Annotated in this window: 7 protein-coding genes; 3 read left to right on the top strand and 4 right to left on the bottom strand. The window is 70.7% G+C overall.

The genetic code is table 11. The annotated features are described in order from the left end of the window. Together ACFY1J_RS27760 and ACFY1J_RS27755 are read right to left on the bottom strand one after the other, a co-directional pair. A partial coding sequence (locus ACFY1J_RS27760) for a maltotransferase domain-containing protein (protein WP_390732167.1) occupies nucleotides 1–1,106 on the bottom strand: 1,106 nt, incomplete at its 3' end. 68 nt (nucleotides 1,107–1,174) lie between these two features. Continuing rightward, nucleotides 1,175–1,474: a DUF5133 domain-containing protein gene (locus tag ACFY1J_RS27755; RefSeq protein WP_390709684.1), complete on the bottom strand. Its 300-nt coding sequence runs from the start codon at nucleotides 1,472–1,474 to the stop codon at nucleotides 1,175–1,177. Between the two features lie 305 nt (nucleotides 1,475–1,779). Between ACFY1J_RS27755 and ACFY1J_RS27750 the strand changes: the two genes are divergently transcribed. Together ACFY1J_RS27750 and glgX are read left to right on the top strand one after the other, a co-directional pair. Beyond that, nucleotides 1,780–2,280 (top strand): pep a2, encoded by a 501-nt coding sequence (locus ACFY1J_RS27750; protein ID WP_363295528.1) that lies wholly within the window; start codon nucleotides 1,780–1,782, stop codon nucleotides 2,278–2,280. 23 nt (nucleotides 2,281–2,303) lie between these two features. Further along, entirely contained in the window at nucleotides 2,304–4,421 is a 2,118-nt protein-coding gene (gene glgX / locus ACFY1J_RS27745) for a glycogen debranching protein GlgX (protein WP_390709695.1), read from the top strand. Nucleotides 4,422–4,740: 319 nt separating this feature from the next. On the opposite strand, the gene ACFY1J_RS27740 is transcribed toward glgX, so the two are convergent. Next, the gene (locus ACFY1J_RS27740; RefSeq protein WP_390709683.1) at nucleotides 4,741–5,550 is read right to left on the bottom strand and encodes a VOC family protein; all 810 of its coding nucleotides are present in this window, start codon (nucleotides 5,548–5,550) and stop codon (nucleotides 4,741–4,743) included. Nucleotides 5,551–5,676: 126 nt separating this feature from the next. On the opposite strand from ACFY1J_RS27740, the gene ACFY1J_RS27735 reads away from it, so the two are divergent. Continuing rightward, nucleotides 5,677–6,000 (top strand): ANTAR domain-containing protein, encoded by a 324-nt coding sequence (locus ACFY1J_RS27735; protein ID WP_390732166.1) that lies wholly within the window; start codon nucleotides 5,677–5,679, stop codon nucleotides 5,998–6,000. Nucleotides 6,001–6,003: 3 nt separating this feature from the next. On the opposite strand, the gene ACFY1J_RS27730 is transcribed toward ACFY1J_RS27735, so the two are convergent. Continuing rightward, entirely contained in the window at nucleotides 6,004–6,795 is a 792-nt protein-coding gene (locus ACFY1J_RS27730) for a SigB/SigF/SigG family RNA polymerase sigma factor (protein WP_390732165.1), read from the bottom strand. Between the last annotated feature and the right edge of the window lie 72 nt (nucleotides 6,796–6,867).

The following is a 6,867-nucleotide window of genomic DNA, read 5'->3' as shown; positions in this document are numbered from 1 at the left end:
AGCACCCGCAGCGTCTCGCCGACGAGCCCGTCCAGGTCCGCGTCGAAGGCGATGGGGTAGATGTCCTGGTACTTCTTGGGCGGGTTCTCCGCATACGCGATCGTGCCGTCGGGGCGGTGGTGGAACCACTCGGGGTGCTTGTGCACCCAGGGATGGTCCGGGGAGCACTGCAGCGCGAAGTCCAGGGCCACTTCCAGACCGAGTTCGCGGGCCCGGTCCACGAAGTGGTCGAAGTCTGCCAGGGTGCCCAGATCGGGGTGGACGGCGTCGTGGCCGCCCTCCGGGGAGCCGATCGCCCAGGGCACGCCGACGTCGTCGGGGCCGGCGGTCAGGGTGTTGTTGCGGCCCTTGCGGAACGTCGTGCCGATCGGGTGGATGGGCGGGAGGTAGACGACGTCGAAGCCCATCGCGGCGATCGCCTCCAGACGGCGGGCCGCGGTGCGGAACGTGCCGTGCGGGTGCTCGGGCGTGCCCTCGGAGCGCGGGAAGAACTCGTACCACGAGCCGTACAGCGCGCGTTCACGCTCCACCAGCAGCGGCATCGGCTCGGACGCGGTCACCAGCTCCCGCAGCGGATACCGCGCCAGCACCCCGTCCACCTCCGGCGCCAACGCCGCCCCGAGACGGGCCTCCAGGGAGAGCGAGTCGTTGCCCAGCGCCCGGGCGGCGGCCAGGACCGCCTCGCGCTCGGGGCCCTCGGGCACTCCGGAGGCGGCCCGGGTGTGGAGGTCCATGCCCTCCTGAAGCACCAGCCCGGTGTCGATGCCCGCCGGGATCTTGATGCGGGCGGTCCGCCGCCAGGTGGCCACCGGATCGCTCCAGGCCTCCACCGTGTACGTCCAGCGACCGGGCTCGCCCGCGGTGACCTCCGCGCCCCAGCGGTCGGTGCCCGGGGCGAGTTCACGCATCGGCGTCCACGGGCCGGGGCGGCCCTCGGGGTCGCGCAGCACCACGTTCGCGCCGACGGCGTCGTGACCCTCACGGAAGACGGTGGCCGTGACCTGGAACGCCTCTGCGGTCACCGCCTTCGCCGGGCGCCTGCCGCAGTCCACGGCCGGCCGGACGTCGCGAACCGGAACTCGGCCGATGTCCGGGGTCGAACTCATGGGTCTCACCTCCGCCGTGCGCGAAGCCGGGCCCCGGGCCCGGCTCGGAATCCGAAGACACCGGAAGGTCAGTGCCTCCCGGCGCTGGAACGCCGGTCCCACGGCGGAGCCCGTCGCGCCGCGCCGCTCCCATGGGGCCGCCCGCCCTGCTCCTGCAGGTAGCTGCCCAGACTGGAGCGCAGATAGCGCTCGGCGGCGTCGGCGGCCTCCCGGGCGCACCGCTTGCCCATCAGCACGCACAGCGTGTAGCCCGAGTCCTCGAACGTGGCCCGCACCTCGCGGTCCGCCGGAGCGGCGAGCATCACGCGTTCCCACGCCCGGTACCGCCGCAACTGCCTGGCCACTTCGGCCTTAGCGGGTAGCAGCATGGCCCTCTTCACCCTCCACGCTCTCGACTGGGCGCGTTTCCCGACGGTCGGGTGGTCTCCGTGCACGGAGAGGCACGGAACCGTTACGGCGATCGAGGCACTTTCACTCATGGTGCACGTGTGACGACTCAGCGTCTTGTTGGATCTTCAACCACCACACGAGTGCTCTCGTGTTGCACGAATGGCGTAGTACCCGCACTGTGGATCTGACTCAGGAGCGATCGGTGCTCGACGCTCAGTGATCGGGGCCGTTGCCCGCGGGGGCGAGAACGAGCGGCAGCTTCGCCGGTGAGGAGCAAGCGACAATGAAGACCGCAGTGCCCTGCTACTACCACCTCGACGTGGAAGTCAGCCCCGAACGGGTCGGACAGGTCAGCCGCATCCTGGCCGCCCACCTTCGCCACTGGGACCTCGAGAACCTCGTGGATCCCGTCTGCCGCGGCACCGAACTGCTGCTGCGGGCCATTGACGAGCATGCGACGGACAAGCACACATCCATCGAGATGTGGTGGAACGGCCAGCATCTGATCACCGCCGTGGGCGAGGACGACCGCGATCTGCGCCCCGACCAGGACCTGCGCGGCTGCCTGACCCAGATCGCCGCGACGAGCGACGGCTGGGGATGCTGCGCCTCGGACACCGGCAGCAAGATCATCTGGTTCTCCCAGCGCGCCCGCAGCGGCGAGCGCGTCCCGCTGGTCCCGACGGCCCCGGAGCCCAGCCTGCGCTATGTGCGCCAGGTGCCCCGGGAGATGCCCGTCGCGGCACTGGCCACCTCGGCGGACCCGGTGGAGGCCGCCCGGTGACGGCACGACCGAAGCGGAAAGGGGTGCCCGTGTGGAGCGGGCACCCCTACCCGTTGGGCGCCGCCTTCGACGGACAGGGCACCAACTTCGCCCTGTTCAGCGAGGTCGCCCAGCAGGTCGACCTGGTACTGGTCGATCATGCCGGCACCGAGACCCGCGCGCCGCTGACCGAGGTCGACGGGTTCGTCTGGCACGGCTATGTCCCCGGGATCGGACCGGGGCAGCGCTACGGCTTCCGGGTGCACGGCCCATGGGACCCCGACCTCGGCCACCGGTGCAATCCGGCGAAGCTGCTCCTCGACCCGTACGCACGGGCCGTGGACGGGCAGATCGACAACCACGCCTCGCTCTACGAGCGCGATCCGGGCGGTGCTTCCCCGGCCGACAGCGCCGGGCACTCCATGCTCGGTGTGGTCACCGATCCGTACTTCGACTGGGGCGAGGACCGCCCGCCCCGGCGGGCGTACGCGGACAGCGTGATCTACGAGGCGCACGTACGGGGACTCACCCGTACCCACCCGGAGGTCCCGCCCCGGCTGCGCGGCACCTATGCCGCCCTCGCGCACCCGGCCGTCATCGAGCATCTGACCTCGCTCGGGGTGACCGCGGTCGAGCTCATGCCGGTGCACCAGTTCGTGCAGGACGGCGTGCTCCAGGACCGGGGCCTGTCCAACTACTGGGGCTACAACACGATCGGCTTCTTCGCCCCGCACAACGCCTATGCCGCCTTCGGCACCCGCGGCCAGCAGGTCAACGAGTTCAAGGCGATGGTGAAGGCGCTGCACGCGGCCGGCCTGGAGGTGATCCTCGACGTCGTCTACAACCACACCGCCGAGGGCAACCAGTACGGTCCCACGCTGTCCTTCCGAGGCATCGACAACGCCTCGTACTACCGTCTCGTCGACGGCGACTGGGCGCACTACTACGACACCACGGGCACCGGCAACAGCCTGCTGATGCGGCATCCCTACGTACTCCAGCTGATCATGGACTCGCTGCGGTACTGGGTCACCGAGATGCACGTCGACGGCTTCCGCTTCGACCTCGCGGCCACGCTCGCCCGGCAGTTCCACGAGGTGGACCGGCTGTCGGCGTTCTTCGACCTGATCCAGCAGGACCCGGTGATCAGCAGGGTCAAGCTCATCGCCGAGCCCTGGGACGTGGGGGAGGGCGGCTACCAGGTCGGCAACTTCCCGCCCCTGTGGTCGGAGTGGAACGGCAGATACCGGGACGCGGTACGGGACTTCTGGCGGGCGGAACCGGGCTCGCTCGGCGAGTTCGCCTCCCGGCTCACCGGCTCCTCCGACCTCTATGCGCACAGCAGGCGCCGGCCCCGGGCCAGCGTCAACTTCGTGACCGCGCACGACGGTTTCACCCTGCGCGATCTCGTCTCGTACAACGACAAGCACAACGAGGCCAACGGCGAGGGCAACCGGGACGGGGAGAGCGTCAACCGGTCCTGGAACTGCGGCGCCGAGGGCGAGACGGACGACCCCGCGGTCCTGGAGCTGCGCGCCCGCCAGCAGCGCAACCTGATGGCCACGCTGCTGCTGTCGCAGGGCATCCCGATGCTCTGCCACGGTGACGAGCTGGGCCGCACCCAGCGCGGCAACAACAACGCCTACTGCCAGGACAACGAGGTCTCCTGGATCGACTGGTCCCCGACCGGGGAACAGCGCACGCTGACGGACTTCACCCGCCATGTCATCGCCCTGCGGGCCGCCCACCCCGTACTGCGCCGCCGCCGCTTCTTCCGCGGCGCGACGGTGACCCACGCCGGGCAACGCCTGCCCGACCTGGTCTGGCTGCTGCCCGACGCACGCGAGATGACCGGCCGCGACTGGCAGCGCCCCGACGCGCACTCGGTCGGCGTGTTCCTCAACGGCGACGCCATCGCCGAACGCGACCCGTACGGCCGGCGCGTGGTCGACGACTCGTTCCTGCTGCTGCTCAACAGCTACTGGGAACCGGTCGACTTCCGGCTGCCCGACGGCACCTACGGCGAGCGCTGGACCACCCTGATCGACACGGCCGACCCGGAGGGAATCCCGGACGAACGCGAGCACAAGGCGGCCACCGGCCTCCGAGTCGAGCCCCGCAGCCTCGTCCTGCTGTCCCGCCCGTCCCGCGCCGACGGCTAGGGCCTGTCGTCAAATTCCCGTCTGCGCCGCGACGCCATGCACGCTCCCTCAAGCTCTTCGAGCAGGGGTGACCCCCACTCGCCGCACCGGGCCCCGACCCAAGTACACCCAGGACGAGGGTCGAGGCCCGGCACGCCGAGAGCACGCTTCCCCAAGCACTCGGCCTTGCTCGAGCAGGGGGGACCCCCATGGCGCCGCGGGGCCCGCCCTTCGGGCGGACGCGACGGGAGTTTGACGACAGGACCCAGGCCATGGCGTCGGATCCCCGCGGGGACGTGACGACAGCACCCAGGACGCGGCACCCGCGATGCAGCGGAGGTCAGTGTTCGCGGCGGGAGGTCACCGTGAACTGTGCGCCGTCGGGGTCGCGCAGTACGGCCTCCTCCTCTTCCTCGCTCAGCACGCTGCCGCCGTGCTTCTCCGCCGCCCGGGCGCAGTCCGTCACGTCGGCCACGGCGAAGTGGATCTGCCAGTGCGGCCGGACCGACGGATCGGGCGCCGCCTCCACCGCGCCGGAGTCGATGCGCGCCACCACGTCGCCCCGGCTGCGCAGCACCACCTCGCCGCCCTCGTACTCGACCTCGCAGCAGCCGGGCCGGTCCGTGGCCCAGTCGAGGATCTCGCCGTAGAAGAGGGCGGCGTCGAAGGCGTTGCGGGTGTGCAGCCGGATGAACGTCGGCGCCGCCCGCCGCCAGGTCTCCCAGTTGGAGATGAGCTCGCCCTCCCAGATGCCGAAGATGGCCCCGTCCCGGTCGGCGAGCAGCGCGGCGCGCCCGGGCGGGAAGGAGAGCGGGCCGACCGCCGCGGTGCCGCCGCGCTCCCGGACCCGGGCCGCGGCCTCGTCCGCGTTCGGGACGGCGAAGTACGGCGTCCAGGTCACCGCCATCTGCCACATGGCGGCGACCGCGGCGATCCCGGCGACCGGCACCCCGCCCGCCAGCGCGATCCGGAAATGATCACCGAGCTTGGCGTTCCGCCATCGCCAGCCCAGTACGGCCCCGTAGAACTCCTCCGTGGCCTTGAGGTCACGGCTGGTCAGACTCACCCAGCAGGGGGCGCCGAAGACGGAGTGCGTGGAGACGACTGCCTCCTTCTTCGCGCCGCCGGGGAGGGTCGTGTCATGGTTCATCGCACTCGCGTCCTGGTGTCCGGGACCGGTGGCCACCGGTCTTCCACCAGTGTCCAACCGGAAGCGGTCCGGGCGCCTGCCGAGCACCCCGGTGGCATACGGCCGGACGAGTGACACGATTGATGGATGGGCGAGCGCTACGAGGCCGAGACGGATCGCATCTTCCAGCTGCAGGAAGAAGTGCACCAGCTGAAGGAGGCTGTCGCCTCGCACGCCGTGGTGGACCAGGCGATCGGGATGGTGGTCGCCCTGGGCCGGGTGACGCCCGACCAGGGGTGGGCGGTGCTGAAGGACGTCTCCCAGCACACAAACATCAAGCTGCGCAATGTCGCGGAACTCATCCTCATCTGGGGACGCACCGGTGACATGCCCCCGGAGATCCGCGCCGAGCTGGAGGACGCCCTCGACCGGCACGGTCCGACGCAGGTTCCGGGGACACCGCCGCAGTGAGGCTCAGCGCGCCTCGGCCAGCAGATCCTTGCGCAGCCGGTCGAAGCAGCCGCTGAGCAGCCGCGAGACATGCATCTGGGAGATCCCGAGCTGTTCGGCGATCCTGCTCTGCGTCATCCCCCGGAAGAACCGCAGATACAGGATGAGCCGCTCACGCTCGGGCAGAGCCTCCAGACAGGGCTTGACGGCGATGCGGTCGACTATGAGGTCGTAGCCGGGATCGCTCTCCCCGAGGGCGTCGCTCAGGGCGTAACCCTCGGTGCCCGGCATCTCGGCGTCCAGCGACAGTGCGGAGAAGCACTCCAGCGCCTCCAGACCGGTGCGGACCTCGTCCTCGGTCAGCTGTGCGTGTGCGGCGATCTCGGCGACGGTGGGTGCCCGGCCCGGGATCGTCTGCCCGAGTTCCTTCGCGGTGCTCCGGACCCGGTTGCGCAGATCCTGGACCCGGCGCGGCACGTGCAGCGTCCACATGTGGTCACGGAAGTGGCGCTTGATCTCACCGGTGACGGTCGGTACGGCGTACGCCTCGAAGGCGCGGCCGCGTGCCGGGTCGTAGTGGTCGACGGCCTTGACGAGGCCCAGGGCGGCGACCTGGTAGAGGTCTTCCAGAGTCTCCCCGCGGTCACGGAACCGGACGGCGATCCGCTCGGCCATCGGCAGCCAGAGCCGGACCAGCTCGTCCCGCAGTGCCCGGCGCTCCGGGCCGTCCGGCAGTTCGACAAGCCGTTCGAACGCCTCTGCCGTGTCGGGGGCGTCGTCGTGCGGATGGGGCTTCGTTCTGGTGGTGGTACCCATGGCGGGTGCGCACCTCCCTCAGCGGGTGCTGGATGGGACAGACACCATGGGAGGAGAGGAACGCGCTGGGAC

The sequence above is a fragment of the Streptomyces sp. NPDC001406 genome (genome assembly GCF_042895285.1).
GTDB lineage: Bacteria > Actinomycetota > Actinomycetes > Streptomycetales > Streptomycetaceae > Streptomyces.
The sequence above is the reverse complement of the archived record's forward strand: the minus strand, read 5'-3'. Positions and strand labels throughout refer to the sequence as shown.